Raw genomic sequence first — 26,083 nt, 5'->3', positions numbered from 1 at the left:
CATGTTTCTCAGTTCGTGGCTTGGCTGCGTCGCGAGGACGGCAGCACTCTTTTAATGGGTTCGACGCTGGCACTCGGTTGGCTGAAGTGGGCGTTGTAGGTGGCGATAATTTCGCCGGCGATGGAAATGGCGATTTCAATCGGCAACTTGCCTTTGACTTCGCTCAAGCCCATCGGGCAGCGCATACGCTGCAAATGAGGGGCGCTGATGCCTCTGTCGCGCAGGCGGTGCTCGAACTTCATGCGTTTGGTTTTGGAACCAATCAAGCCGAAGTAGGTGAAGTCATTGCGTTTGAGCAGGGCTGCGCTGAGTTCCAGATCCAGGGCGTGATTATGCGTCATGACGATGCAGTAGCAACCCGCTGGCAGATCATTGACCTCATCCACCGGTTCATCAGTGATGATTTTTTGCACCCCCACCGGGATGTCGGCTGGGAACTCCTGCTCGCGCGAGTCAATCCAGCGTACCCGACACGGCAAGCTGGCGAGCAGTGGCACCAGCGCCCGGGCCACATGGCCTGCGCCAAACACAGCGATCTGCGCCTGCACCTGGCCCATGGGCTCGAATAACAACACCGCCACGCCGCCGCAGCATTGTCCCAGGCTGGCGCCGAGGCTGAAGCGTTGCAGGTGCGTGTCGGGCTGACCGTTGTTCAGCCGCTCGCGGGCAATTTGCATCGCCTTGTATTCCAGATGGCCACCGCCGATGGTGTCGAAGGTTTGCGTGGCGCTGATGACCATTTTCGAACCGGCATTGCGCGGGGTTGAACCTTGTTCTTCGATGATGGTGACGAGCATGCACGGTTCGCCGCGCAGCTGTAAGTCGGCCAGGGCACTGATCCAGTTATGCATGCTGTTCATCCTGCGCCGTAGGGGCTTGTTGGGTGTGCTTGCGCATTTGCTCGCAGCCCCAGAGCACACGCTCCGGCGTGGCCGGTGCGTCGATGTCGGGTTGCACGCGGTAGTTGGCCAGGCTGGCCACTGCGTCCTTGATGGCGCACCACGCGGCAATACCAAGCATGAACGGTGGCTCGCCCACGGCTTTGGAGTGGAACACCGTGTCTTCCGGGTTTTTGCGGTTCTCGACCAGTGTCACGCGCAAGTCCAGGGGCATGTCCGCAACAGCGGGGATCTTGTAGCTGGCGGGGCCGTTGGTCATCAACTTGCCTTTGGCATTCCACACCAGCTCTTCCATGGTCAACCAGCCCGCGCCCTGAATGTAGCCGCCTTCGACCTGGCCGATGTCGATGGCCGGGTTCAATGAGGCGCCAACGTCATGCAGGATATCGGTGCGCAACATTTTGTATTCGCCGGTCAGCGTGTCGACGATCACTTCTGCACAGGCCGCGCCAAACGCGTAGTAATAAAACGGGCGCCCACGTGCCTGGCTGCGGTCGTAAAAGATTTTTGGCGTTTTGTAGTAGCCGGTGCTCGACAGTGATACCTGGCCGAAATAGGCCTGTTGGATCAGCGTCTCAAAACTCAGTAGCAGCTCGCCGACAAGCACCTGGCCGTTATGGAAAATCACCTCCTGCTCACTGACCGCGTACGTGGCGGCAGCGAAGGCGATTAAACGCTGCTTGATGATTTCAGCCGCATTCTGCGCGGCCTTGCCATTCAGATCAGTGCCGCTGGAGGCTGCGGTGGGCGAGGTGTTGGGTACTTTGTCCGTATTGGTCGCGGTGATCTGTACGCGGCTGATGTCCACTTGAAACACTTCGGCAACCACTTGCGCGACCTTGGTGTTGAGGCCTTGGCCCATTTCGGTGCCGCCGTGATTCAAGTGAATGCTGCCGTCGGTGTAGACATGGATCAACGCACCCGCCTGATTGAGAAAGCTGGCGGTGAACGAAATGCCGAATTTGACCGGCGTCAGCGCCAGGCCCTTTTTCAGGTACGGGCTGCTGGCATTGAACGCCTTGATCGCTTCACGCCGTTGCGCGTACTGACTGCTGGCTTCCAGGTCGGCGGTCATTTCATCCAGCAGGTTGTGCTCAACGGTCTGGTAGTAGTGGGTTTCGTTGCGTTCGGTCTTGCCGTAGTAGTTGATTTTGCGCACGGCCAGCGGATCAAGCCCAAGATGGCGGGCGATATGGTCCATGACCTGCTCGATGGCCACCATGCCTTGCGGGCCGCCAAAGCCGCGATACGCGGTGTTGGAGGCGGTGTTGGTCTTGCAGCGATGGCCATTGATCGTGGCGTCGCCCAGGTAATAGGCGTTGTCGGCGTGGAACATTGCGCGGTCGACAATGGAGGCAGACAAATCGGGTGAATAGCCGCAATTGCCTGCCAGCTCCAATTGAATGCCTTGCAAGCGCCCGCGTGCGTCAAAGCCGACATCGTATTCGACGTAAAAGGGGTGGCGCTTGCCGGTCATCTGCATGTCTTCGACGCGGGGCAGGCGCATTTTCGCCGGTTGGCCGGTGATGCGCGCTACCACGGCGCACAGGCACGCGGGGCTGGCGGCTTGCGTCTCTTTGCCGCCGAAACCACCGCCCATGCGGCGCATGTCGACGACGACTTTGTTCATCGACACGTCGAGGACTTCCGCGACTAATTTCTGGACCTCAGTGGGGTTTTGCGTTGAGCAATACACGATCATGCCGCCGTCCTCGGAGGGCATGACCGATGAAATCTGGGTTTCGAGGTAGAAGTGTTCTTGTCCGCCAATGTGCAACGTGCCTTGCAGGCGGTGCTCGGCATGTGCCAGTGCGTTTGCCGAATCGCCTCGCCGATGGGTGTGGCTGTCGAGCACAAAGTGTTTTTTGCGCAAGGCCTCGACCACGTCCAATACCGGCTCCAGGTCTTCGTATTCGATGATGGCGGCCATGGCGGCGGTGCGGGCGGTGTCGAGGTCACACGCCGCTACGGCCAGTATTGGTTGCCCGACGAACTCCACCGTGTCGATGGCTAAAAGCGGGTCGCCGGGCAGTAGCGGGCCGATGTCTTTAAGGCCGGGAATGTCGTGGTGGGTGATCACCAGGCGCACGCCGTCGATGGCGTAGCATGGCGAGGTGTCGACATGGATGATTTTGGCGTGGGCGCGGTCTGAAAGACGGGCATACACATGCAGTTGATTGGGGAATTCCAGACGGTCATCAATGTACTGCGCTTCGCCGCACACATGCTTTTGGGCACTGTCGTGCTTGACGCTGCGTCCGACACCGGTTTGCAGGTCTTGCTCGAACAGGGCCAGCAATTGGGCTTGGGACGGCTCGATCTTGTGATGGTTAGACATAAGCCGTCACCCGCGTTTGAAGGTCTGGGGTTTGCAGTTCGATGAAGTATTTACGCAGCAGGTTTTGCGCGCTCAGCAGCCGGTATTCCTTGCTGGCGCGAAAGTCCGACAGCGGGGCGAAGTCTTCGGCCAATGCGAGGCAAGCGCGCTCAAGGTTGTCGTTGTTCCAGTGAGCGCCATTGAGCACGGCTTCACAGGCCGTGGCGCGCTTTGGCGTCGCGGCCATGCCGCCGAAGGCGATCCGCGCTTCGTTGACCACGCCCTGACTGATGCGCAGGTTGAACGCGGCGCAGACGGCGCTGATGTCGTCATCCAGTCGTTTGGAGACTTTATAGGCGCGAAAGGTGGCATCGACGGATGCGCGGGGAATGATGATTTTTTCGATGAATTCGCCTTCTTGGCGCGCCGTCACGCGGTAATCAATAAAGTAGTCCTCAAGCGCCAGGGTGCGGCTCACTTCGCCTTTGCGCAGAACCAGGCGGGCGCCGAGTGCAATCAGCAGCGGAGGGGTGTCGCCAATCGGGGACGCGTTGCCAATGTTGCCGCCCAAGGTGCCCTGATTGCGGATTTGTAGCGAGGCGAAGCGTTGCAGCAATTGGCCAAAGTCGGGGTATTCACTGTTGAGCGTGGTGTAGGCGTCGGTCAGCGAAACGGCGGCGCCGATTTCGATTCGGTCTTCGATGTACTCAATGCGCTTCATTTCGGCCACGTTGCCGACGTAAATCATCACCGCCAGTGGACGGTGCAACTGGGTGACCTCCAGGGCCAGGTCTGTGCCGCCTGCCAACAAGCGCGCTTGTGGGCAAGCGTCATACAGGTCGGCCAGGTCGTTGAGGGTTAATGGCAGCAGGCAGCGCTTGTCGCCGCTGTTGAGTTCGTCTGTGCGGGTGGGGGTGATGGCTTTGAGGGCGGCGATGGTCTCGCGCTCGCGTGCATCAAACTGGTCGCTGCTGCGCTGCGAACAGGCGCGTTCGGCGGCGGCCAGAATCGGCCGATAACCGGTGCAGCGGCACAGGTTGCCGGCCAGCGCTTCGTGGGCTTGATGAGTGTCGGGTTCGGTGCTGTTTTTTTGCAGCGCGAACAGCGACATCACAAAGCCTGGCGTGCAAAACCCGCATTGCGAGCCGTGGCACTCAACCATGGCGCGTTGCACGCTGTGCAGTTCGCCTTGATGCTTGAGGTCTTCGACGCTGATCAGTTGCTTGCCATGCAGGGTCGACATGAACGTCAGGCAAGCGTTGATGCTGCGATAACGCAAGCGCTTAGTGCCGTGTGAATCGGTGTGCAATTGGCCGATTACCACGGTGCAGGCACCGCAGTCGCCGCTGGCGCAGCCTTCCTTGGTTCCGGGTTTATGCAGGTGCTCACGCAGGTAATTGAGCACGGTCAGGTTGGGGTTCAGCGCGTGCTCGGTACGCAGCGTCTGGTTAATCAGGAACTGGATCACGGAAGGCCTCGCAAAATCATTATTGTTATCGAGCGGGATGGGCTGAATTTAGTCATAACTGACTCGCGGGTCAAGAAAATGAGTGCGGGCTACCAAAACGACAGTTTTGGGAGGGTAATTACCCAGTTATTTGCTTAAATCGTGCCAAATTCTGCGTCCCGGGCACTCCGCTAGTACGTAGCAAGTGCGCTACACTGCGCCGCTTGCACTGATCAAAGATTTTGAAGGTAAAACATGACGTTCAAGGCGCCGGACAGCCTCGCCGAGCAAATCGCTCATCACCTCGCCGAACGGATCATTCGTGGCGAGTTAAAGCCTGGGGAACGCATTCAGGAACAGAAGGTGACGCTGGCGCTCAATGTCAGCCGCGGCTCTGTGCGTGAGGCATTGTTGATCCTGGAGCGTCGGCACTTGATCGCCATCCTGCCGCGGCGCGGTGCGCATGTCACCGAACTGACTGCGCACAAGGTGCAGAGCCTGTGCACGTTGATGAGTGAGTTGTACATCTTGCTGGGTAATGCAGTGGCGCAGCGTTGGGCCGTTCAGGCTGACTTGGGCCCGTTCCTGCAAATTCAGCAGCGCTTGAGCGCCAGCCTTGAGCGCCAGGACATCAGCGCGTTTGTCGAAGACAGCTTCAATGTGATGCGCGCGGCGTATCCCTTCGCCAACAATCCGTACTTGCAGGAAACCGTAGAAAATCTGCACCCGGCCATGAGCCGTGCCTATTACCTGGCACTGGAGCAGCGCAAGGCCGCGATGAATGAATTCCTCACCTTGTTCGCCCAGTTGCTCGACGCGGTGGTCGCCCGCGACCTGCCGCGCATTCGTGTGGTGCTGAGCAGCTATGCCCAGCGCAGTTGTGATCTGGTGTTGTCTGCCTTGACGGTTGCCTGAGCGTGCGTCTCAAGTGCATCAAACTGGCGGGTTTCAAGTCTTTCGTCGATCCGACCACGGTTAACTTCCCCAGCAATATGGCGGCGGTGGTGGGGCCTAATGGTTGCGGCAAGTCCAACATCATCGACGCCGTACGCTGGGTAATGGGCGAAAGCTCAGCCAAAAACCTGCGTGGCGAGTCGATGACCGACGTCATCTTCAATGGCTCAACGACCCGCAAGCCCGTGAGTCAGGCCAGCATCGAGCTGGTGTTTGATAACTCGGACGCCACCTTGCTGGGCGAATATGCGGCTTACGCCGAGATTTCCATTCGCCGCAAAGTGACCCGCGACAGCCAGACCACCTACTACCTCAATGGCACCAAGTGCCGGCGTCGCGACATCACCGATATCTTCCTTGGCACGGGCCTTGGGCCGCGCAGCTACTCGATCATCGAGCAAGGCATGATCTCGAAACTGATCGAGTCCAAGCCCGAAGACCTGCGTAATTTCATCGAAGAGGCGGCAGGCATCTCCAAGTACAAGGAGCGCCGACGCGAGACCGAAAACCGTATCCGTCGCACCCATGAAAACCTCGCGCGTCTCACCGATCTGCGTGATGAGCTGGGGCGTCAGCTTGAGCGCTTGCATCGCCAGGCCCAGTCCGCCGAGAAGTATCAGGAATATAAAGCCGAAGAGCGTCAGCTCAAGGCGCAACTGTCAGCCCTGCGCTGGCAGGCACTGAACGAGCAAGTTGGCCAGCGCGAAGCGATTATCGGCAATCAGGAAGTCAGCTTCGAAGCCCTGGTGGCCGATCAGCGCAACGCGGACGCGAGTATCGAGCGCCTGCGTGACGGGCACCATGATCTGTCAGAGCGCTTCAACTTGGTGCAGGGGCGCTTCTATTCCGTGGGCGGTGACATTGCCCGCGTTGAGCAAAGCATTCAACACGGCCAGCAGCGTTTGCGCCAGTTGCAGGACGACTTGCGTGAGGCTGAGCGTTCGCGGCTCGAAACTGAATCGCATTTGGGTCACGACCGCACGCTGCTGGCCACGCTGGGTGAAGAGCTGGCGATGCTTGAGCCCGAGCAGGAACTGACCAGCGCTGCCGCCGAAGAGGCCGGAGCCGCGCTCGAAGAGTCCGAAGTCACCATGCAAGCCTGGCAAGAGCAGTGGGATGCTTTCAACCTGCGCAGTGCCGAGCCGCAGCGCCAGTCCCAAGTGCTGCAAGCGCGCATTGCGCAACTGGAAACCAGCATGGAGCGGGTGGCTGAACGTCAGCGTCGTTTGGGGGAAGAGCGCGCCTTGCTCGCGGCTGACCCGGAAGACGCTGCCATTCTGGAGCTGAGCGAGTGTCTGGCCACCAGCGAATTGACTCACGAAACGTTGCAGGCCACTGAGGACCAAGTGGTTGAGCGTCTGGAACAGGTGCGACACGACCTGCAACAAGCCACACACAATCAGCAACAGGCTCAGGGTGAATTGCAGCGGCTCAATGGCCGTTTGGCATCGCTTGAGGCCTTGCAGCAAGCCGCGCTGGACCCGGGCACGGGCACCGCACAATGGCTGCGCGAGCACCAGCTCAGTCAGCAGCCGCGTCTGGCTGAAGGCCTGAGCGTTGATGCGGGCTGGGAGCTGGCTGTCGAAACCGTGTTGGGTGCTGATCTGCAAGCGGTGTTGGTCGATGACTTTGCGCGGTTCGATCTGGCAGGGTTCGCACAAGGCGACTTGCGTTTGTTCAGTGCAGGCACACCCTCACAGGGCATGGCGGGCAGTTTGCTCGACAAGGTTGAGTCGACGTTCGACCTCGCGCCTTGGCTGGGGCAGGTCAAGCCGGTTGAGACCCTTGAGCAGGCGCTGGCACTGCGTGCGCAACTGGCAGACGGGCAAAGCCTGATCAGCCGAGACGGCTATTGGGTGGGGCGCAATTTTCTGCGTGTTCGCCGTGCCAGCGAAGCTGAGAGCGGCGTGCTGGCCCGTGGCCAGGAAATCCAGCGCCTTGAGCTTGAGCGCGATGAGCGCGAAGCCACGTTGGCAACCCTCGAAGCGCACTTGCAGCAGTTGCGTGAGCAACAGCTGGCGCAGGAAGAGGCGCGTGAGCAGGTGCGCCGTCGCTTGCAGGACGAGGCTCGGCAGCAGGGTGAGATCAAAGCCAAACTCTCAGCCAGCAAAGCCAAGGTCGAGCAACTGACCCTGCGCCGTCGGCGTCTGGATGAAGAGCTGACTGAACTGGGTGAGCAGCGCACCGTTGAACATGAACAGGTCGGTGAGGCGCGTCTGCACTTGCAGGATGCGCTGGATGCTATGGCGACAGACACCGAGCAGCGCGAGCTGTTGCTGGCGCAGCGTGACAGTCTGCGCGAGCGTCTTGATCGTGTGCGTCAGGATGCACGCCAGCACAAGGATCACGCGCACCAATTGGCGGTGCGCCTGGGTTCGCTCAAGGCTCAGTACGATTCCACGCGCCAGGCCCTTGAGCGCCTGGAGTTGCAGTCCGAACGCCTGAACGAAAAACGTGAACAACTGAACCTCAATCTGGAAGAGGGCGAAGCGCCGCTTGAAGAACTGCGCCTCAAGCTCGAAGAACTGCTCGACAAGCGTTTGAGTGTGGATGAAGAGCTTAAAGTCGCCCAAACCGCGCTTGAAGATGCCGATCGTGAGTTGCGCGATGCCGAGAAGCGCCGCAATCAGGCCGAGCAACAGTCGCAACTGATCCGTGGTCAGCTTGAGCAACAACGCATGGAGTGGCAGGCGCTGACGGTGCGGCGTACCGCGTTGCAAGATCAGTTGCTGGCTGACGGCTATGACTTGCACGGCGTGTTGGCCACGTTAAGCAACGAGCTCAATGAGCAGCAGGCGCAAGAAGAATTGGAACGCATTGCAGCGCGAATCCAGCGCTTGGGTGCGATCAACCTTGCAGCCATCGACGAGTACCAGCAGCAGTCCGAGCGAAAACGTTATCTGGATGCACAGGATGCGGACTTGGTCGAAGCGCTTGAAACCCTGGAAAACGTCATTCGCAAGATCGACAAAGAAACCCGCAGCCGCTTCAAAGACACCTTTGATCAGATAAATGGCGGTTTGCAGGCCCTTTTCCCAAAAGTTTTCGGCGGAGGCAGCGCTTATTTGGAACTGACGGGCGAAGATTTACTCGATACAGGGGTAACGATCATGGCGCGCCCGCCAGGCAAAAAGAACAGCACCATCCATTTGCTGTCGGGTGGCGAGAAGGCATTGACCGCGCTGGCGCTGGTTTTTGCCATCTTTAAATTGAATCCGGCCCCGTTTTGCATGCTCGATGAAGTGGATGCGCCGCTGGATGACGCGAACGTCGGGCGCTATGCCCGTCTGGTGAAAGAGATGTCCCAGACGGTGCAATTCATCTACATCACCCACAACAAAATCGCCATGGAAATGGCCGATCAGTTGATGGGGGTGACGATGCATGAGCCTGGCTGTTCACGTCTGGTCGCGGTTGATGTCGAGGAGGCAATGGCAATGGTCGAAGCTTGAGCTATAAGCAAGTAGGGTCAAAAATTTCTGCTGGTAGGAATTTTCCTTTGCGCTTGAGTGATTTGTATCGTGCGCATGTAGCTTTGTTGGCATAGCTCAATGCGACAGACGGTGTAAAGTTATCTTTGGTCGTGCTAATTTAGCGTCTAATTTTTTTGTACGTGGGTAAAACGCCATTCAGAACATAGAGTTGGCGCCACGTTTTAAAGGGCTTTAGGCTCTTCTTCATAGAATCATTTTTTAGGGGCAAGGGATTACATGGAAATCGGTCTGCGCGAGTGGCTGATCGTCATCGGCATAGTGGTCATCGCCGGTATTCTTTTTGATGGCTGGCGCCGGATGCGCGGCGGCAAGGGCAAACTTAAGTTTCGCCTTGACCGCAGCTTTTCCAATGTGCCGGACGAGGAGGAGACCAGCGCCGAGTTGCTGGGCCCTTCACGTGTTCTGGACACCCCGAACCATAAAGAGCCGCAACTCGATGAACATGACTTGCCGTCCGTGAGCATGCCGGCGCGTGAGAAGGGTGCCAAGCGCGGCAAGCGGGGTGGCGAGCCAAGCCAGGGTGACTTGAACCTGAACCTCGATCTTGAGGATGACGGCCCGAGCCTGAGTGCCCGTGATGACTTCGCGCCTGAAGCCAAGCCTGCCCGTGGTCGTGCAACCTCCAGCCCGTCCATGTCGGCGGTGGTTGAAGACAAAGAGCCGCAACCCGCTGCCGAAGAAGTGCTGGTCATCAGCGTCATCAGTCGTGATCCGGCGGGCTTCAAAGGCCCTGCGCTGTTGCAGAACATTCTTGAAAGCGGTCTGCGTTTTGGCGAGATGGATATTTTCCACCGCCACGAAAGCATGGCCGGTAACGGCGAAGTGCTGTTCTCGATGGCTAACGCCGTCAAGCCGGGCGTGTTTGATCTGGACGACATTGATCTGTTCAGTACCCCGGCCGTCAGTTTCTTCCTCGGCTTGCCAGGCCCGCGTCATCCCAAGCAGGCGTTTGATGTGATGGTCGCTGCTGCACGCAAACTGTCGCAGGAGCTTAATGGCGAGCTTAAAGATGATCAGCGCAGCGTGTTGACCGCGCAGACCATCGAACACTACCGTCAGCGCATCGTTGAGTTCGAGCGTCGCGCACTGACCCAAAAGCGCTAAACCTTGTGGGAGTCAGCCTCTTTGCTCCCGCTCAAACGCGAATGAATCAACTCAAGAGCAGCCACGGCTGCTCTTTTGCATTGTGAGAGAACACCCCATGACTGCCGCCCATACTCGAATCCTGGCGCTGCGCGCTGAACTGGACCAGCACAACTATCGCTATCACGTCCTCGACGAGCCAAGCATCCCGGACGCTGAATACGATCGCCTGTTTCGCGAGCTCAAGGCGCTGGAAGCTGAGCATCCGCAGTGGATCACCCCTGATTCACCGACCCAGCGGGTCGGCAGTGCGGCGTTGTCGGCCTTTACGCAAGTGCGACATGAAGTGCCGATGTTGAGTTTGGGTAACGCCTTCGATGAATCGGACATGCGCGAGTTTGACCGGCGCGTGCAAGAAGGGCTGGATTTGCCTGCCGCTGATTTGCTGGGTGGCGGCGCCGAGGTTGAATACAGCTGTGAGCCCAAACTGGACGGCCTGGCGGTGAGCCTGCTTTACCAGGATGGGCATCTGGTACGCGGTGCCACGCGGGGTGATGGCACCACGGGCGAAGACATCAGCGTCAATGTGCGCACCGTGCGCAATATCCCGCTCAAGCTGCACGGCAGCGGCTGGCCCGCAGTGCTGGAAGTGCGTGGCGAAGTGTTCATGTCCAAGGCCGGATTCGACCGTTTGAATGAAGCCCAACTGCAAGCGGGTGGCAAGACGTTCGCCAACCCGCGTAATGCGGCGGCCGGCAGCTTGCGTCAACTGGACTCCAGGATCACCGCCAGCCGCCCACTTGAATTCTGCTGTTATGGATTGGGGCAAGTCTCGCAAGAGTTTGCGGATACCCACATCGGTAACCTTAAGCAACTACAGCAATGGGGCATGCCCATTAGTCATGAGCTGAAACTGGCCAAGGGCATTGGCGAGTGTCTGGATTACTACCGCGACATTGGCGAACGTCGTGCGGCGCTGCCTTACGAGATCGACGGGGTGGTGTTCAAGGTCAACAGTTTGGCCTCGCAGCGCGAATTGGGTTTTCGGGCGCGTGAGCCGCGGTGGGCGATTGCGCACAAATTCCCGGCAATGGAAGAGCTGACCCAATTGCTGGATGTGGAGTTTCAGGTGGGCCGTACCGGTGCAGTGACCCCCGTCGCTCGCCTCAAGCCCGTCAAGGTGGCTGGCGTGACGGTATCCAATGCGACATTGCACAACATGGATGAAGTGGCGCGTTTGGGGCTGATGATTGGCGATACCGTGATCATTCGTCGTGCGGGGGATGTGATTCCGCAAGTGGTGCAAGTGGTGCTCGAACGCCGTCCAGACGACGCTCGCCCTGTGCACATCCCCCAAAGTTGCCCGGTCTGCGGTTCCCATGTTGAGCGCACACAACTGATCAAGCGCAGCAAGGGCCGTGAAACCGTCAGCGAAGGCGCGGTGTACCGGTGTGTGGGGCGTCTGGCCTGCGGTGCGCAACTCAAACAGGCAATTATTCACTTTGTTTCGCGCAGAGCGATGGACATCGAAGGTCTGGGTGAGAAAAGCGTTGAGCAGTTGGTGGATGAGGGGTTGGTGCGCTCGCCAGCGGACTTGTACATCCTGAGTTTCGAACAGATCGTCGATCTTGAAGGTTTTGCCGAGCTATCGAGCAAGAATCTGTTGGCTGCGATTGCCGACAGCAAGCGTCCGACGCTGGCTCGCTTTATCTATGCATTGGGTATTCCAGATGTAGGAGAAGAGACGGCCAAGGTGTTGGCGCGCTCTCTGGCCTCGCTTGAGCGCGTACAGCGTGCGTTGCCGCAAGTGCTCACGTATTTGCCGGATGTCGGTCTTGAGGTGGCGCACGAGATCCACAGCTTCTTCAGTGATGAGCATAACCGGCAGGTCATCAGCCAACTGCTGGAGCGCGGGCTTGAGTTGCAGGATCAAGGCGATCTGGGCGCCGAATTTGCAGCCAGCACCACGTTGGGTGGTTTGATCGACAAACTGCACATTCCGTTTGTTGGGCCGGGTGGTGCGCAAAAACTCGCCGACAAGTTCGGCTCGCTCCAGGGCGTGATTGATGCTGACTGGCTGGATATGCGCCAAGCCTTGCCGGAAAAACAGGCCAAGGCGGTGCGTGAGTTTTTTGACAACCCTGAAAATGCCCAAGTGGCACTGGCGATCGAGGCGCAACTGCGTGATTTCGGCATGCATTGGCACAGTGAGAAAAAAACCGTCGCCGGGTTGCCGTTAGCGGGTCAGACGTGGGTATTGACGGGTTCGCTGGAGTTGATGAGCCGCGACGTCGCCAAGGACAAGCTCGAAAGCCTGGGCGCTAAAGTCTCGGGTTCGGTGTCGGGCAAGACGCACTGCGTGGTGGCGGGGCCGGGTGCCGGCTCCAAGCTGACCAAAGCCAATGAGTTGGGCCTCAAGGTGCTGGATGAGGAGGCGTTTGTCGCGTTTTTGAGCGCGCAGGGCATCGCGCTCTGACGCAGCGCTGGCGAAGGTAGCGTGCGACAGCGCAGGAATCGGACGCGATCTGCGCGAGCGGCTACGGGGTGAGGATGAAAAATCCAAGTGCTTGAGCCTGTTCATTTTTTTATTCTTGAATAGGCGGTTGTAAGTTTTCCTCAGACAGGTACAATGGCGCCGTTCGCTGCTAGGCGAACGTTGTTATGGTGACCCTATCGGTCCCTCCGCAACGATTACCCGTGAACCTGGTCAGATCCGGAAGGAAGCAGCCACAGCGGGAACATTGTGTGCCGGGGTGTGGCTGGTGGGGTTGCCTCCATTTCAAAATCTCCTTTTTTCCTTCGTAAGAACACGACCGAGCTATCGGACTTTTCGTGATTTTTTGCTGTGGATGATCGTTTTTCAGGGCGTTTTAGCCTTTGGAGTGACAAGGGTGCTGTCTGCTCTTTGAAACTAAATGGGTGTGTCTGGCCTGATCTCATATATCGAATATGTCTTTCGAATGCATTTATATCGTCTACATTTCTAACCAGCAGGCTGTTTATTCGCTCAGGGTATAGGTGGGGTAAGTCCTCGACGTGCAGGTTGTTGTGTGGGGTACTTTGCTGCGTTATTTGAATGTATTACCTGACCTGTTTGATTGGTTATTAATTTTTAATAAGGTCGTATTTTTTTATTAAATGGAACTAGGGTGCCGATCTTTTTAGGAAGTTGTCTTTAGGACGATTCCTAAAGTTAAGGGGCGGTGCGATATGCATGCGTGGGCCTCTCAAGCCCCTTGGTTAAAACCGCTGTAAGCCTTGGTCGGCAGGGATGAGGCGTATTCGTCTATTACTATTAGGCGTCCATTTAGTGTGTTTCGTTTTTTGTGCTTAAAATAGCCGTGTGATTAACTAAGGGTGTTGTCTTGCGGGGTGTGTGTTGTTTTGTCGCGTCGTTTGATGACTTGCAAAATTGAAATTAGTTTGTAGAATTGCGCTACTTTTTGATCTTCTTCAAGCCCGTGCCTGTTCAAGGATGTTGGGTGCTGTTGTGCGTCTGCTTAATGCTTTCTGGAGCCTATTAAGTGTGTTTGCGGCGAGCCTTGGGGTTGTTCTTTTTTTATATCGGCGCGTGCGAGCGTGCTGTCCACAGGTGGAGTTTTACCGTGCGCATTAACCTTCCCGTGAGCGGTGTTGAACAAACTTTTCCGGACCATCAACGGCTGATATCCGCCACTGATGTTCATAGCCATATCACCTACTGCAACGCCGAATTTGCAGCCATGAGTGGCTTTGCACAGGATGAGTTGATTGGCAGCACGCACAATCTGGTGCGACACCCGGACATGCCCGCGTCCGTGTTCGAATTGATGTGGCGCTACCTCAAGGCCGGTAAAAGCTGGATGGGCGTGGTCAAGAACCGCTGTAAAAATGGCAACTACTATTGGGTCAGCGCTTATGTGACGCCGATTCTTGAAGACGGGCGTGTGGTGGGCTATGAGTCGGTGCGGGTCAAGCCTACCCGTGAGCAAGTGGCGCGGGCCGAAGCCTTGTATGCGCGCTTGCGTGAGGGCAAGCCGGCCGTGTCCGGGTTCCATCGCGCGACTCAAAGTGCCAGCGTCCTGCTACTGCCGGTGACCGCCGCAATTGTTTCGATTGCCAGTGCATACGTCCTCCCGGCTTTGGCCGCGCAGAGCCTCACTGCCGCCCTGTTTGTGGGGGTGGGTATCTGGGGTCATTCACGCGTCGGCCAGCAATTCAATCACATCGTTAATGCTTCGCCCGATGCGTTTTCAGACCCGGTCAGTGCGATGGTTTACAGCGACTCGCAGGGTGGCGTTGCGCAACTGCACATGATTTTGATCAGCGAAGAAGCGCGTTTAAAAACCGCGTTGACCCGCTTGCTGGATCTGGCCAATCAAATGGCAGAAGCGGCCGCTGACTCCAGCCAGTTGTCGAGTGATACCGAAAGTGCCTTGTTGCAACAGCGGGCTGAGACAGACATGACGGCCGCCGCCATGACTGAAATGGCCGCGTCCATATCCGAGGTGGCTGTGCATGTGCAGCACACGGCGGCTGAAGCGAATACCGCCAATCAGTTGGCAGAAGAAGGCAGTCACGTGGCCGGTACCACGCGTGATGCCATCCAGCTGCTGGCCAATACGGTGAACCAGATCAACGCTGCGGTGGGTAATCTGGCGGGGCAGACCCAGGAAATCATGGCGGCCGCTGGCATGATTCGGGCGATTGCCGACCAGACCAACCTGCTGGCACTCAACGCTGCCATCGAAGCCGCGCGTGCCGGTGAGCAAGGGCGCGGGTTTGCGGTGGTCGCCGATGAAGTGCGGGCGCTGGCAGGCAAGACCCGCGAGTCGACCGAGCAGATCCAGGGCATCATCGAAAACCTGCAAGTGGGTGCTGTTGAGGCGGTAAATATCGCCAGCCTGGGTATTCAGGAGGCCGAACAGGGGGTGCGTCAGGTGTTGCAAGCGCAAGAGGCGTTGCAAGGCATCCGTCAGGCGGTAGAGCGCATCACGGACATGAGCCAACAAATGGCGGCAGCTTCGCAAGAACAGTCCTACGTGGCCGAGGATGTGTCACGCCAAATCAACAACGTGGCGCAAACCGTGCAAAATACCGCGCAAAACGCCAATGCGGCAGTGGTTCGCGGCGGTGAACTCAAGCGAATTTCTTCGGGGCTGCGGGCCTTGGTGGATCGTTTCAACCGGTAATGTGCAAGGCAGTGAATGAATCATGGACGATATGTACCGCAAGGCAGTGGATGCTGCTGCGATTTTTTCCGAGACCGACCTGAACGGCCGGATCACCTACGTCAACGAGCAGTTTTGTGAGGTGTCAGGTTATCCGCGCGAAGAATTACTGGGTGCCAATCACCGGATTCTGAACTCGGGCTTTCACCCGCCCGAGTTCTTCATCGGCATGTGGCGCACTATTGCCCAGGGGCAGGTGTGGAAAGGTGAAATTTGTAACCGGGGCAAGGATGGCACCGTTTACTGGGTGGACAGCACCATGGTGCCGCTGGTGGATGAGTCCACCGGCGAGGTGCGCAAATATTTGTCGATCCGCTTTGATGTCAGCGAAAAGCGCCAATTACTGCACACCCTGCAATGGCGGGTGGGGCACGACGTGCTCACCGGGTTGCCGAACCGGGCGTATCTGTCGGAGCTGTTGAACCGCGCGCTGGAGTTCTCTCGGGCCGAGGCCATCCCGTTGGCGGTGTGCATGCTCGACCTGGATGGCTTCAAGGCGGTCAATGATGGCTACGGTCATGCCAGTGGCGATTTGTTGTTGATCGAAGTGGCCAAGCGGTTGAAAGGCATCATGCGGGGCGAGGACGTTGTCGCGCGGCTGGCAGGCGACGAATTCGTGCTGATTTTGCGCCATGTACGCGATGCCGATGAGCTGCGCGGCGCCATGCAACGCGTACTGGCCGCCATCTCGCAGCCTTACACGGTGTGCGACAAAACCCTCAGTGTGTGCGCAAGTATCGGCGTCACCCTCTATCCCCCTGACAATGAAGATGCGGGCACCTTGCTGCGCCACGCGGATCAAGCCATGTACGTGGCCAAACAAAGTGGCCGTAACCGCTTCCATTTGTTTGATGTACTCAAAGGGCGCGAGATCAAGGCGACGCATCAGCAAGTCGAGCGCGTGCGTCAGGCACTGGCGGCGGGGGAGTTGTGTTTGCACTATCAGCCCAAGGTCAATATGCGCACCGGTGAAGTGGTGGGTTTTGAAGGGTTGTTGCGCTGGCAGCACCCGAAAAAAGGCCTGGTGCAACCCGCAGATTTTTTACCGGTGATCGAGCAGACCGATTTGATCATCGACATCGGTGAGTGGGTGATTGCCCAGGCCATTGAGCAAATGCACGCATGGCAGGGCCAGGGCGCGCATTGGCCGATCAGCGTCAATATCGCGGCCCGGCATTTCCAGCGGGCGGATTTTGTCGAGCGGCTTAAAGTGTTGCTGGCCAGGCATGCGGATGTCGCGCCCGAAAAGCTTGACCTGGAAATCATCGAATCGACGGCCATCGAAAACATGCAGCATGTCAGTCAGTGCCTCGAAGCGTGTCAGGCATTGGGCGTGCGTTTTTCACTGGATGATTTTGGCACCGGCTATTCGTCTCTGAGTTACCTCAAGCGTTTGCCGACCCAAACCATCAAAATCGACAAGTCTTTTGTGCGCGATATTTTGCATGACAAGGACGATCTGGCGCTGACCGTTGCCGTGGTGGGACTGGCGCGGGCCTTTGGGCGAAAAGTCATCGCCGAAGGGCTTGAAAGCGAAGCGCAGGGCAGTTTGTTGATGCATCTGGGGTGCGAAGTGGCTCAGGGCTATTTCATTGCACGGCCGATGCCGATTCGCGACGTAGCCAGTTGGGTGGCCAGTTTCAAGCCGCCCACCGCCTGGTTGCACCAGGCCTGCGCTTAAGTCCTCAAGGCGCGGAGGGCGTGGTATAGCGGGCGATGATGCGCTCAATCTCGCCCGAATCGCGCATGTTCACCAAGGTGTCGAGGATCCGCCCGGTTGCCAGGTGCGGATCGTTACGCACCATGCAGCTCAGCCGTTGTTCCTGGATCAGCGCCACGCTGTGCAGTTGATCCGTCTGTTGGCGGCTTTTATTGACCCAATCCAGCGCCCATTGATTGCTCACGGCGTAGTCAAAACGCCTGGCAATCAGCATTTGCAAGACTTGCTCCTGGCTGCGGGCGTCATCGCGGTGCAGCTTTGCCGCGTCAAACAAAGGCTGCAATGAGGGGTAGGTGTAGCTCAGCACCGTGCCGATCGCTTGCTGGGGCAGCGTTTGCACGTTGACCGGGTTGAGGTGTTTGCGCGTGCTGACCAATACATCGCGCTGCTCCAGAAGCGGTTCGCTCCACAGGTAGTTGCGGGCACTGTTGCCTACCCAGGCGGGTGCGACAAAACAGCGAATATCCACTTCGCCATGCTCCATTGCGCTCTGCACCCGTGCTCGGGCCAGGACTTGGAACTGCGCGGGTTGCCCGAGGTGGTGTGCCAGGCTGAGTATCAGGTCATAGAGGATGCCTGAGGTGGGTTGGCCGTCTGTGACCTCGATCATCGGCATGGCCCAGCTATCGGCTATCGCCACGCGCAAGGCAGCCGAGTGAGCTTGACCGGTCATCACCGCGAGCAGCAAAGCACACAGGATCAAACGCATACAGTCTCCGCCAGGTGGCCTGAGAGAGCTAAATAGCCCGCTAGAGAGCAGCATAGTCAGAATAGGCGGCCACACCGGATGCAATTTTGGCTTTGCTCCGCTAGCATTAGCGCCTTCTGCTTTTCAGACGCGACGGTTATCAATGAGTTATCAGGTTCTTGCACGTAAATGGCGTCCGCGCTCGTTCCGCGAAATGGTCGGCCAGACCCATGTGCTCAAGGCTCTGATCAATGCCCTGGACAGTCAGCGCTTGCATCACGCCTACCTGTTTACCGGTACCCGTGGCGTGGGCAAGACCACCATTGCGCGGATCATCGCCAAATGCCTGAACTGTGAAACAGGTATCACCTCGACCCCGTGCGGCGAGTGTTCGGTGTGCCGCGAAATCGACGAAGGCCGGTTTGTTGACCTGATCGAGATCGACGCCGCCAGCCGCACCAAGGTCGAAGACACCCGTGAGCTGCTCGATAACGTGCAGTACGCGCCGAGCCGTGGGCGCTTCAAGGTCTACCTGATCGACGAAGTGCACATGCTCTCCAGTCACTCGTTCAATGCGTTGCTCAAAACCCTTGAAGAGCCGCCGCCCTACGTCAAGTTCATCCTGGCGACCACCGATCCGCAAAAGCTGCCAGCGACCATTTTGTCCCGTTGCTTGCAGTTCTCGCTCAAGAACATGACCCCTGAGCGTGTGGTTGAGCATTTGAGCCACGTGCTCAGTGTCGAAAACATCCCTTTTGAAGATGACGCGTTGTGGTTGTTGGGCCGTGCAGCCGACGGCTCGATGCGCGATGCCATGAGCCTGACCGATCAGGCCATCGCATTTGGCGAAGGCAAAGTGCTGGCGGGCGATGTGCGCGCCATGCTCGGCACGCTGGATCACGGCCAGGTGTTTGACCTGTTGCACGCCTTGATCGAAGGCGATGCGCGCGCGCTGCTTGAAGCCGTGCGTCACCTGGCCGAGCAGGGGCCTGACTGGAACGGCGTGCTGTCAGAAATCCTCAACGTGTTCCATCGCGTGGCCATTGCCCAGGCATTGCCTGAAGGCCTGGACAACGGCCACGGCGACCGCGACCGGGTGTTGGCGCTGGCCAGTGCTCTGCCCGCCGAAGACGTGCAATTTTATTATCAGATGGGCTTGATTGGCCGCCGTGACTTGCCACTCGCGCCCGACCCGCGAGGTGGCTTTGAGATGGTGCTGCTGCGCATGCTGGCTTTCCGCCCCGCAGGCACCGCGGATGCGCCCAGTCAGCCGCTAAAGCCAGTGGGGATCAGCCAGGCCACAGTTGATTCCACCTCACCTGTGGCGGCGACTGCGACTGCGACTGCGCCAGTCGCTGCGCCTGCACCTGAGGCAGCTGCGCAACCTGCACCGACGCCAGCCCCTGTGGTGGAGGCAGCGGCGCCTGTGGTTGCCGAAATCGACTTGCCCTGGAACGAACCATCTGCGCCAGTGATTGAGCACGAGGCGCCCCCTGAGCCGGTGCTGGACACCGTCAGCGAGCAGCCAGAGTTGCCGCCGATGCCGTTGCCGACTCCGGACAGCGTGGTGCCGGACGCTCCCGAGTGGAGCGCGGCGCCGATGCCGCAGCCAACACCTGAGCAGGTCGACGCCGCGTTGTCGGGCATGGACCGCGATGACGAGCCGCCACTGGACGAAGATTACATTGAACCGGACATGGACTCGGCGGCTTACAGCTACCTCGACGAGTTGGCCAGTGAGCATGCGGCGCAACCTGCGCCAGAGCCTGAGCCGCTGCCTGCTTCCATGCCAGCGACGGGCCTGGCCCTTGAATGGCTGAACCTGTTCCCCCAATTACCGGTATCGGGGATGACGGCGAGTATCGGTGCCAACTGCACGCTGATCGCGGTCGAGGGCGATGACTGGCTGCTGCACCTTGACCCGGCACACAGCGCACTGTTTAACGCGACTCAGCAGCGTCGGCTCAATGACGCGCTGAACCAGCACTTGCAGCGCACCCTCAAGGTCACCATCGAGCTGATCAAGCCTGAGCAAGAAACCCCGGCGCAAGCCGCTTCACGTTTGCGTGCCGAACGTCAGCGCCTGGCCGAAGAATCGATTTATGCGGACCCGCTGGTCCAGCAAATGATTAAACAGTTCGACGCCTCGGTGCGTGACGATACGATCCAACCTGTCGACGTCATCGAGGCTCAGGCCTCTTGACGCAGGGTCAACCCTTACAGCTCGTGGCCGATAGGGCCATGAGTACATTGTGCAAATACAGATTGAGGTGATTCCCATGATGAAAGGTGGCATGGCCGGCCTGATGAAGCAGGCGCAGCAGATGCAAGAAAAAATGGCCAAGATGCAGGAAGAGTTGGCCAACGCAGAAGTCACCGGCAAGGCCGGTGGCGACATGGTGAGCGTGGTGATGACCGGTCGTCACGACATCAAGCGCGTGAGCATTGACCCAAGCCTGCTCGAAGGCGTGAGCGACGATGATCGCGAAGTGCTGGAAGACTTGTTCGCGGCAGCGGTAAACGACGCTGTTCGCAAGATCGAAGCCAACAGCCAGGACAAAATGAGCGGCGTGACCTCTGGCATGCAATTGCCACCGGGCATGAAACTGCCGTTCTAAAGCCCTTTAAAAAAGCCAGGCCGATCGCGCCTGGCTTTTTTTTGCCCGCGTACCCGCAGCCGCAGGCGGCGTCTGATTGCGAAGCGATCATAAACCTGAGCCAGCACACTTGCTGAACCGCTTCAATCGCAGCCTCGTACTGATCATCAGAGGGCACAGCCTGGCTGCCCACGTCAGCGTGTCTACAAGATTTGACGCTGTTCCATACGGCGGGTATAAACCGCCTCTCGTTGTTTTGTCGGACTTTTCCTTATGAGCTTTAGCCCCCTGATTCGCCAACTGATCGATGCCTTGCGCACTTTGCCGGGGGTTGGTCAAAAGACCGCGCAGCGCATGGCCTTGCAGTTGCTGGAGCGTGATCGCAGTGGCGGCTCGCGTTTGGCGCTGGCACTGAGCCAGGCGATGGAGGGTGTTGGGCACTGCCGACTGTGCCGCACGCTGACCGAAGATGACTTATGTCCGCAATGCGCCGACGTGCGTCGTGACGACACGCTGCTGTGTGTGGTGGAAGGGCCGATGGACGTGTATGCCGTTGAACAAACCGGTTATCGAGGGCGTTATTTCGTACTCAAGGGGCACTTGTCGCCGCTTGACGGCCTGGGGCCTGAGGCGATTGGCATCCCGCAACTGATGGCACGCATTGACGGGCAGGGCAGTTTTACCGAAGTGATTCTGGCCACCAACCCGACCGTCGAAGGTGAAGCCACCGCGCACTACATTGCCCAGCTGTTGAGCAGCAAAGGCCTGATCGCATCGCGCATCGCACACGGTGTGCCGCTGGGTGGCGAGCTGGAACTGGTGGATGGCGGGACGCTGGCGCACTCATTCGCCGGGCGTAAACCCATCGCCCTGTAACGTCTGAGGCGCAGCGCGAGGCGATCGTAAACGTTGGTCTGCTGCACCACGTTGAGTGGTTTTACGACGACTTTATCGCCGATCGCAGCCTCGTGTTACTCGTCAGCGCCTACAGGTTTATGCGTGCGATACCGACAACGGTGCAAGTCATCACGCGCTTGTTTCAGGGCGTTATTGCGTCAGTGAAAATGCGGTCAGGCTGAAGGTTGGTACGCCGATGTCGTTCAGGCGCTCAGAGCCGCCCAGTTCCGGGAGGTCGATAATGGCCGCCGCTTCGAACACCGTCGCGCCCATGCGTCGCGCCAGAGTGGCCGCCGCGATCAACGTTCCGCCCGTGGCAATCAGGTCATCCACGATCAGCAGCGAATCCCCTTCGCACAAACTGTCGGCATGCACTTCCAGAAACGCTTCGCCATATTCCGTTTGATAGCCTTCGGCTAGCACGTTGGCGGGCAGCTTGCCTTGCTTGCGAAACAGAATCAGAGGCTTGTTCAACTGATGGGCCAGCACCGAGCCAATCAAAAAGCCACGCGCATCCATCGCTCCGATGTGGCTGAAATCAGCTTCGACATAGCGTTCGATAAAGGTGTCGGCGATCACGCGCATGGCGCGCGGCGATTGGTAAAGCGGGGTAATGTCACGAAAGATCACGCCCGGCTTGGGGAAGTCAATGACCGGGCGAATCAGGGATTTGAGGCAAAAGTCGTTGAAGACCATTAGGCAGATGTCCTGGCATGCGTTAAGCGCGCCAGTATAGTCGCTATTGGCCTGTTTTAGACTTCCATGGCGCCGCCAGCGAGGGCGCACAGTTGAATCGGATCAAGAATGTGGATTTCTTTGCCTTCGGCGGCCAGCAGTTCATTTTGCTGGAAGCGGGTAAAGACGCGCGAGACGGTTTCTACCGCCAAACCGAGGTAATTGCCGATTTCGTTACGCGACATGCTCAAGCGGAACTGATTGGCTGAGAAGCCGCGTGCACGGAAGCGCGCCGACAAATTCACCAAAAAGGTGGCAATGCGCTCATCAGCGGTTTTTTTCGACAGCAACAGCATCATTTGCTGATCGTCACGGATTTCACGGCTCATCACACGCATCAATTGGCGACGTAGCTGAGGCAGTTGCAGCGCCAGTTCGTCCAGGCGCTCGAAAGGGATCTCGCACACCGAGGTGGTTTCCAGTGCCTGCGCCGAGACCGGATACGTTTCGGTGTCCATGCCCGACAAGCCGACCAGCTCACTCGGCAAATGGAAACCGGTGATCTGCTCTTCGCCACTGTCGCTCAAGCTGAAGGTTTTAAGTGCGCCAGAACGTACTGCGTATACCGAGCCAAACGTGTCGCCCTGGCGAAACAGGAACTCGCCTTTTTTCAGCGGGCGGCCTCGCTTGACGATCTCATCCAACGCATCCATGTCTTCCAGATTCAACGAAAGTGGCAAACAAAGAGGGGCCAGGCTGCAATCCTTGCAGTGAGCCTGGGTATGAGCGCGCAGTTTTACTGGCTCGGACATTTCTTAAATCCTTGTGGGAAAACACACATAAGACGCAAGGGTACCCCAGCTAAGGAGTCGAGGCCAGCGCGCCATTTCAGAGCGTTGAGCTCAAGATATGCAGGATTTGGCCGACACAATTGTTATCGCTTAACCACGGGAGCAGGGAAGATGTCGTCGATGGGTGGAATTACCGTTAGCCAGAGTGGCATGTTGCCAGTCTACGAGCGGACCAAGATTAGCGAAGTGGCGCCTGCTGCCGACAAAGCGCCCAAGCTGGATGCGGACACCGGTGCGCCTGTTGAAGGGGTCAAAGTGACGATCTCGGGGGCCGCCCTGAAGACCGCGAGCGCTCAGAAAAGCCAGGACAATGACATTGCAGAAAGTGGCTTGTCTGATCAGGTGCAGAAAATTCTGAAGATGATTCGCGAACTCAAAAAGCAGATCGCCGAGAAGCAGGCGCAGTTGCAGCAAGTAATGACCAACAAGAGCCTTAGCCCTGAGCAAGCCAATGCCCAGGCCAGTGCGCTGCAATCAGCCATTTCTGTGCTCAATGCCGCATTGATGACGGCCATTTCAAGCCTGAACGAAGCCATGAAGGACTCGAGCGCGGACGACGCGGTCAAAGCCTCTTCATTGGCGGCGAAGTAGCGGTTAAATCACGCGCGAAAAACGCTGGCGGTTTTGTTGCTCAAGGTAGGCGTCAAACACCATGCACACCGAGCGCACCAACAACCGCCCAGCGGGCAGTACCGTCAATTGGTCACTGTCCAGAGCAATCAGGCCGTCGGCTGCCATTTTTTCCAAGGCCGGCCACTGGGCCGCAAAATACCCTCTGAAGTCGATATTGAATGCCTGCTCAATGCGCGCAAACGGCAAGTGCAGGTTGCAAATGATTTGCTGAATGACTTCGCGTCGGAGTCGGTCATCCTGGTTACAGATCAAGCCACGACTGGTGGCGAGCTGAGCGCTGGCCAAACTGTTTTGATAGTGCGTGATGTCGCTGTGGTTCTGGCAGTACAGGTCGCCGATCTGGCTGATGGCCGAGACGCCCAGCCCAACCAGATCGCAATGCCCGTGGGTGGTGTAGCCCTGGAAGTTGCGCTGCAAGGTGGCTTCTTCCTGAGCGATGGCCAGTTCGTCATCGGGCAGCGCAAAGTGATCCATGCCGATGTAGCGATAACCCGCTTTGAGCAATTGCTCAATGGTGTTTTCCAGCATCTGCAACTTGGCAGCGGGGGTGGGCAGGTCGCTGACATCGATCCGCCGTTGGGGCATGAAACGCTCGGGTAAGTGCGCGTAGTTGAACACCGACAAACGGTCTGGTTGCAGGGTGATGACTTCATCCACGGTGCGGGCAAAGGCTTCAGGTGTTTGCTTGGGCAGGCCGTAGATCAGGTCGATATTGATCGAGCGAAACTGCAGCGTGCGCGCGGCATCAATCACGGCGCGGGTTTCTTCCAGGCTTTGTAAGCGGTTAACGGCTCGCTGTACCTGCGGATCGAGGTCTTGCAGGCCGATGCTCACGCGGTTGAAGCCCAGCTCACGCAACAGGCCCATGGTCGACCAGTCGGCTTCGCGCGGGTCAATTTCGATGCCGTAATCACCCGAATCATCGTCGTGCAAATTGAAATGCTGACGCAGCTTGGCCATCAATTGGCGCAGTTCGTCATGGCTGAGAAACGTCGGTGTGCCGCCGCCGAAGTGCAACTGTTCGACCTTTTGTTTGGGGTCGAGGTGGCAGGCAATGAGTTGTATTTCTTGCTCCAGACGTTGCAGATAAGGTTGTGCGCGGCCTCTGTCCTTGGTCACGACTTTGTTGCAGGCGCAGTAATAGCAAATGTTCGCGCAGAACGGCACGTGGACGTACAAAGACACAGGGCGCAACGCTTTGCGGCTTTCGCGCAAGGCGTGCAGCAGATCAAACGGGCTGACCTGGCTGTTGAACTGCATCGCTGTGGGATACGAGGTATAGCGCGGTCCGGCCATGTCGTAACGGCGAATTAAATCTGAGTCCCAACGAATGGCGTCGAGCATGCGGGCATTCCCCCGGGATGGCTGGCAATGAACGCGAGTCTAGGGGGTGGGTCACTGTTGCATCTTGATTTGCATCAAGAGCTGTGCTTGGCGGGCAGGTTCTCGCGGGTGCCTGTAGCCGCTGACGAGCAGCACCCGTTTAGCCATCCGATGCGGTGCTTGCAAGCCACCGCAGTCATAGGGTTTACGACGGTTACGCACTCGGACGTCGCCTTTGCCAGCGGCTACGCGAACCGGGTTAATCGCATGCCTAAACCCTGTAGCCGCTGACGAGCAGCGCGAGGCTGCGTCCGGCTGCACAGCAGTCGTAAAACCATTTGTCGAGGTGAACCAGGCCTGCGTCACGCGCGCAGGTTTAATGGCCCATCAGCCAATGCTGGTGCGGGCCGGGCAGGGTCCAAATACCAAACAGGATCACCAGCAACCCGCCAGCCATGCGCACGCTGCGCTTGCGCAGCAGCGCCGTGACGCGTTCAGCCGCCAGCCCGGTGGCAAGCAACACCGGCCAGGTGCCCAGGCCAAACGCAAGCATCAGCAGCGCACTGTCGGTCGCACTGCCCTGGCTGGCCGACCAGATCAGGGTGCTGTAAACCAGGCCGCACGGCAGCCAGCCCCACAGCGCGCCCAGCAATAAGGCGCGCGGCAAACTCGACACAGGCAGCAGGCGTGTCGCGAGTGGCTGGATATGTCGCCACAGCCCGCGCCCCAGGCTTTCGATGCGCGTCAGGCCGCTCCACCAGCCTGCCAGGTACAAGCCCATGCAAATCAGCAATACCCCGGCAAGGATGCGCATAAACAGCGCCGCCGGGCTGTTGGCAACGGCCCATCCCGCTAAACCGAGCAGTAAACCCGCCGCGGCATAGCTGAGGATTCGACCCACGTTGTAGGCCAATAGCAGCCTGAAGCGTCGGCTGCGTTGCTCTTTAGGAATGGCCAGCGTCAGTGCGCCCATCAGTCCGCCGCACATGCCCAGGCAATGGCCGCCACCCAGCAGGCCCAGAATGAGCGCAGATGCCAGAAGCGGTGCCAGCTCAAGCATGGGGAGGGGTCTTGTGGTCGGCTTCTTTGAGTGACGCGCTGGGCTGACCTTTGGCTTCTTCCACGGCGGCAGTGTGTTGTGGGTCCTGGTCATCAAACAGGATGCTGTGCGCCGGGCTGTCGAGGTCATCGTACTGGCCGCTGTCCACGGCCCAGAAGAAGATGTAGATGGCAATCGCGACAATCAGCAAGGCCGCAGGAATCATGACGTAAAGCGCTGGCATATGAGCTCCAGA

At 58.4% G+C, this 26,083-nt stretch carries 18 protein-coding genes, 1 other RNA gene and 2 pseudogenes; 12 read left to right on the top strand and 9 right to left on the bottom strand.

The window, feature by feature from the left end; translation table 11 throughout:
- Positions 1–8: 8 nt before the first annotated feature.
- Genes xdhC through xdhA form a run of 3 tightly spaced genes read right to left on the bottom strand, consistent with a single transcriptional unit; the run spans position 9 to position 4,684 of the window.
- Positions 9–851, bottom strand: a complete 843-nt coding sequence (gene xdhC / locus ACP7A4_RS20355) for a xanthine dehydrogenase accessory protein XdhC (RefSeq protein ID WP_426248056.1) — start codon at positions 849–851, stop codon at positions 9–11.
- Entirely contained in the window at positions 844–3,237 is a 2,394-nt protein-coding gene (gene xdhB, locus ACP7A4_RS20350; protein ID WP_426248055.1) for a xanthine dehydrogenase molybdopterin binding subunit, read from the bottom strand. The genes xdhC and xdhB overlap by 8 nt, the downstream gene beginning before the upstream one ends.
- On the bottom strand, positions 3,230–4,684 hold the full coding sequence (gene xdhA, locus ACP7A4_RS20345) for a xanthine dehydrogenase small subunit (protein ID WP_426248053.1): 1,455 nt from the start codon (positions 4,682–4,684) through the stop codon (positions 3,230–3,232). Before xdhA ends, xdhB begins: the two co-directional genes overlap by 8 nt.
- A gap of 234 nt (positions 4,685–4,918) precedes the next feature.
- On the opposite strand from xdhA, the gene ACP7A4_RS20340 reads away from it, so the two are divergent.
- The 8 genes and pseudogenes from ACP7A4_RS20340 to ACP7A4_RS20305 all read left to right on the top strand — a co-directional run bounded on the left by ACP7A4_RS20340 (position 4,919) and on the right by ACP7A4_RS20305 (position 17,085).
- Positions 4,919–5,578, top strand: coding sequence for a GntR family transcriptional regulator (locus ACP7A4_RS20340; RefSeq protein WP_048365618.1), 660 nt, complete (start codon positions 4,919–4,921; stop codon positions 5,576–5,578).
- Positions 5,579–5,580: 2 nt separating this feature from the next.
- Positions 5,581–9,069 (top strand): chromosome segregation protein SMC, encoded by a 3,489-nt coding sequence (smc, locus tag ACP7A4_RS20335; RefSeq protein ID WP_203302752.1) that lies wholly within the window; start codon positions 5,581–5,583, stop codon positions 9,067–9,069.
- A gap of 258 nt (positions 9,070–9,327) precedes the next feature.
- Positions 9,328–10,215, top strand: coding sequence for a cell division protein ZipA (gene zipA / locus ACP7A4_RS20330; RefSeq protein ID WP_048365620.1), 888 nt, complete (start codon positions 9,328–9,330; stop codon positions 10,213–10,215).
- Positions 10,216–10,312: 97 nt separating this feature from the next.
- The gene (gene ligA, locus ACP7A4_RS20325) at positions 10,313–12,670 is read left to right on the top strand and encodes an NAD-dependent DNA ligase LigA (protein WP_059764069.1); all 2,358 of its coding nucleotides are present in this window, start codon (positions 10,313–10,315) and stop codon (positions 12,668–12,670) included.
- A gap of 195 nt (positions 12,671–12,865) precedes the next feature.
- An RNA gene (gene ffs, locus ACP7A4_RS20320) (signal recognition particle sRNA small type) lies at positions 12,866–12,962 on the top strand.
- A 756-nt stretch (positions 12,963–13,718) separates the two neighbouring features.
- A pseudogene (locus ACP7A4_RS20315) lies at positions 13,719–14,081 on the top strand (PAS domain-containing protein); the annotation flags it as partial.
- Positions 14,082–14,873: 792 nt separating this feature from the next.
- Positions 14,874–15,365 (top strand): annotated as a pseudogene (locus ACP7A4_RS20310) (methyl-accepting chemotaxis protein); the annotation flags it as partial.
- Between the two features lie 22 nt (positions 15,366–15,387).
- The gene (locus ACP7A4_RS20305) at positions 15,388–17,085 is read left to right on the top strand and encodes a putative bifunctional diguanylate cyclase/phosphodiesterase (protein ID WP_059764066.1); all 1,698 of its coding nucleotides are present in this window, start codon (positions 15,388–15,390) and stop codon (positions 17,083–17,085) included.
- A 4-nt stretch (positions 17,086–17,089) separates the two neighbouring features.
- On the opposite strand, the gene ACP7A4_RS20300 is transcribed toward ACP7A4_RS20305, so the two are convergent.
- The gene (locus ACP7A4_RS20300) at positions 17,090–17,833 is read right to left on the bottom strand and encodes a substrate-binding periplasmic protein (RefSeq protein WP_426248052.1); all 744 of its coding nucleotides are present in this window, start codon (positions 17,831–17,833) and stop codon (positions 17,090–17,092) included.
- A 142-nt stretch (positions 17,834–17,975) separates the two neighbouring features.
- On the opposite strand from ACP7A4_RS20300, the gene dnaX reads away from it, so the two are divergent.
- The 3 genes from dnaX to recR all read left to right on the top strand — a co-directional run bounded on the left by dnaX (position 17,976) and on the right by recR (position 21,285).
- Positions 17,976–20,015 carry a DNA polymerase III subunit gamma/tau gene (dnaX, locus tag ACP7A4_RS20295; RefSeq protein ID WP_426248051.1) on the top strand — a complete coding sequence of 680 codons (2,040 nt, stop codon included), beginning with the start codon at positions 17,976–17,978 and terminating at the stop codon, positions 20,013–20,015.
- A 76-nt stretch (positions 20,016–20,091) separates the two neighbouring features.
- On the top strand, positions 20,092–20,430 hold the full coding sequence (locus ACP7A4_RS20290; RefSeq protein ID WP_048365718.1) for a YbaB/EbfC family nucleoid-associated protein: 339 nt from the start codon (positions 20,092–20,094) through the stop codon (positions 20,428–20,430).
- A 252-nt stretch (positions 20,431–20,682) separates the two neighbouring features.
- A complete protein-coding gene (gene recR, locus ACP7A4_RS20285) occupies positions 20,683–21,285 on the top strand; it encodes a recombination mediator RecR (protein ID WP_048365626.1) in 603 nt (200 codons plus the stop codon).
- Positions 21,286–21,456: 171 nt separating this feature from the next.
- Here recR and ACP7A4_RS20280 read toward each other — a convergent pair whose 3' ends face one another.
- Together ACP7A4_RS20280 and fnrA are read right to left on the bottom strand one after the other, a co-directional pair.
- A complete protein-coding gene (locus ACP7A4_RS20280; protein ID WP_059764059.1) occupies positions 21,457–22,002 on the bottom strand; it encodes an adenine phosphoribosyltransferase in 546 nt (181 codons plus the stop codon).
- A gap of 56 nt (positions 22,003–22,058) precedes the next feature.
- On the bottom strand, positions 22,059–22,793 hold the full coding sequence (fnrA, locus tag ACP7A4_RS20275; protein WP_048365628.1) for a Crp/Fnr family transcriptional regulator FnrA: 735 nt from the start codon (positions 22,791–22,793) through the stop codon (positions 22,059–22,061).
- A 150-nt stretch (positions 22,794–22,943) separates the two neighbouring features.
- Here fnrA and ACP7A4_RS20270 point away from each other — a divergent pair, with 150 nt between their 5' ends.
- Entirely contained in the window at positions 22,944–23,423 is a 480-nt protein-coding gene (locus ACP7A4_RS20270; RefSeq protein WP_238938337.1) for a hypothetical protein, read from the top strand.
- A 3-nt stretch (positions 23,424–23,426) separates the two neighbouring features.
- Here the strand turns inward: ACP7A4_RS20270 and hemN are convergent, their stop codons facing one another.
- The 3 genes from hemN to ccoS form a co-directional block, all read right to left on the bottom strand.
- A complete protein-coding gene (gene hemN / locus ACP7A4_RS20265; RefSeq protein ID WP_059764057.1) occupies positions 23,427–24,809 on the bottom strand; it encodes an oxygen-independent coproporphyrinogen III oxidase in 1,383 nt (460 codons plus the stop codon).
- 355 nt (positions 24,810–25,164) lie between these two features.
- Positions 25,165–25,848, bottom strand: coding sequence for a sulfite exporter TauE/SafE family protein (locus ACP7A4_RS20260; protein ID WP_059764055.1), 684 nt, complete (start codon positions 25,846–25,848; stop codon positions 25,165–25,167).
- A complete protein-coding gene (gene ccoS, locus ACP7A4_RS20255; protein ID WP_426248050.1) occupies positions 25,841–26,071 on the bottom strand; it encodes a cbb3-type cytochrome oxidase assembly protein CcoS in 231 nt (76 codons plus the stop codon). Before ccoS ends, ACP7A4_RS20260 begins: the two co-directional genes overlap by 8 nt.
- Positions 26,072–26,083 lie beyond the last annotated feature (12 nt).

The sequence above is a fragment of the Pseudomonas sp. TWR3-1-1 genome (assembly GCF_049896545.1).
GTDB classification, from domain to species: domain Bacteria; phylum Pseudomonadota; class Gammaproteobacteria; order Pseudomonadales; family Pseudomonadaceae; genus Aquipseudomonas; species Aquipseudomonas weihenstephanensis.
The sequence above is the reverse complement of the archived record's forward strand: the minus strand, read 5'-3'. Positions and strand labels throughout refer to the sequence as shown.

What these genes read in the sequence shown, in the direction of transcription:
- xdhC (WP_426248056.1), bottom strand. Translation starts at nt 851, where the DNA reads ATGCATAACTGGATCAGTGCCCTGGCCGACTTACAGCTGCGCGGCGAA.
- xdhB (WP_426248055.1), bottom strand. Translation starts at nt 3,237, where the DNA reads ATGTCTAACCATCACAAGATCGAGCCGTCCCAAGCCCAATTGCTGGCC.
- ACP7A4_RS20340 (WP_048365618.1), top strand. Translation starts at nt 4,919, where the DNA reads ATGACGTTCAAGGCGCCGGACAGCCTCGCCGAGCAAATCGCTCATCAC.
- zipA (WP_048365620.1), top strand. Translation starts at nt 9,328, where the DNA reads ATGGAAATCGGTCTGCGCGAGTGGCTGATCGTCATCGGCATAGTGGTC.
- ligA (WP_059764069.1), top strand. Translation starts at nt 10,313, where the DNA reads ATGACTGCCGCCCATACTCGAATCCTGGCGCTGCGCGCTGAACTGGAC.
- ACP7A4_RS20305 (WP_059764066.1), top strand. Translation starts at nt 15,388, where the DNA reads ATGGACGATATGTACCGCAAGGCAGTGGATGCTGCTGCGATTTTTTCC.
- ACP7A4_RS20300 (WP_426248052.1), bottom strand. Translation starts at nt 17,833, where the DNA reads ATGCGTTTGATCCTGTGTGCTTTGCTGCTCGCGGTGATGACCGGTCAA.
- dnaX (WP_426248051.1), top strand. Translation starts at nt 17,976, where the DNA reads ATGAGTTATCAGGTTCTTGCACGTAAATGGCGTCCGCGCTCGTTCCGC.
- ACP7A4_RS20290 (WP_048365718.1), top strand. Translation starts at nt 20,092, where the DNA reads ATGATGAAAGGTGGCATGGCCGGCCTGATGAAGCAGGCGCAGCAGATG.
- recR (WP_048365626.1), top strand. Translation starts at nt 20,683, where the DNA reads ATGAGCTTTAGCCCCCTGATTCGCCAACTGATCGATGCCTTGCGCACT.
- ACP7A4_RS20280 (WP_059764059.1), bottom strand. Translation starts at nt 22,002, where the DNA reads ATGGTCTTCAACGACTTTTGCCTCAAATCCCTGATTCGCCCGGTCATT.
- fnrA (WP_048365628.1), bottom strand. Translation starts at nt 22,793, where the DNA reads ATGTCCGAGCCAGTAAAACTGCGCGCTCATACCCAGGCTCACTGCAAG.
- ACP7A4_RS20270 (WP_238938337.1), top strand. Translation starts at nt 22,944, where the DNA reads ATGTCGTCGATGGGTGGAATTACCGTTAGCCAGAGTGGCATGTTGCCA.
- hemN (WP_059764057.1), bottom strand. Translation starts at nt 24,809, where the DNA reads ATGCTCGACGCCATTCGTTGGGACTCAGATTTAATTCGCCGTTACGAC.
- ACP7A4_RS20260 (WP_059764055.1), bottom strand. Translation starts at nt 25,848, where the DNA reads ATGCTTGAGCTGGCACCGCTTCTGGCATCTGCGCTCATTCTGGGCCTG.
- ccoS (WP_426248050.1), bottom strand. Translation starts at nt 26,071, where the DNA reads ATGCCAGCGCTTTACGTCATGATTCCTGCGGCCTTGCTGATTGTCGCG.